This window comes from Eubacterium ramulus, from assembly GCF_003122485.1.
Lineage (GTDB): Bacteria > Bacillota > Clostridia > Lachnospirales > Lachnospiraceae > Eubacterium_I > Eubacterium_I ramulus_A.
In genome coordinates, this window is the sequence record NZ_JRFU01000110.1 from 1 (window position 1) to 948 (window position 948).

Annotated in this window: 1 pseudogene; it reads left to right on the forward strand. The window is 37.0% G+C overall.

Going from position 1 to position 948, the window contains the following annotated elements:
- Positions 1-532 precede the first annotated feature (532 nt).
- Positions 533-948, forward strand: a pseudogene (locus LG34_RS09790) (FAD-dependent oxidoreductase); the annotation flags it as partial.

Consider the following 948-nt stretch of genomic DNA (forward strand, 5'->3'; position numbering starts at 1 on the left):
CTACTCACCACTTGCAGAAGTGGGAGTCTCAACTCAGACTGAGATCAAAATATTCTGTAACCAAATCATAACTTTTTACCTCAACCTTTCTCTTGCAGGTCATCTACTACCATAAAACGTTTTCTCTTTCTTGAACAAAAGTTCAAGAAGTATCACCTGAAAACAGGCATTTTTGCAAAATTGGTATCGTTTTGAATTTTGTCAAAACCATACAATTCAGGGTAGTTACCTTTTGGTACTGTTACACAAGAAGAAAACTTTTTTACTTATTTTCACATGCCTTTTGGCTTTCTATTTTTTCATTCTTTTCTAAACAAGTTCCTTTTCATCGTTTCTGCTTTCACTAAATATATTTTTCAATTTTTCCATGATTTTTATTGACATACCACCAATTTCCGCGCTAGAATAAATAGTAACTATAAGCAGTGCCAGTTACATAAAATTCAAAGCGAAAATCTATTTTCACTCTTGTATTTGTTGTAGAATGTTGCACTGCATTTTTCATGTCTTACTATTGGAGGTTATATCAACTATGAAATATGACGTTATTATCATTGGTGCCGGTCCTGGCGGTATTTTTTCTGCTTACGAACTGATCCACCAGAATAAAGATTTAAAGATTGCCGTTTTTGAGGAAGGCTATTCGTTAGAGAAACGCCACTGTCCGATCGACGGCAAGAAAGTTCCATCCTGTATCAAATGTCCGACTTGCGCGATCATGAGTGGTTTCGGCGGTGCCGGTGCTTTTTCTGATGGAAAATACAATATCACAAACGACTTTGGCGGTACTTTATTTGAATATATCGGCAAAGAAGAAGCACTGGATCTGATGCGCTATGTGGATGAGATCAACGTGACACACGGCGGTGAAGATACAAAACTGTACTCTACCGCTGGTACACATTTCAAAAAAATCTGCATGCAGAATAAACTGAAACTTCTGGATGC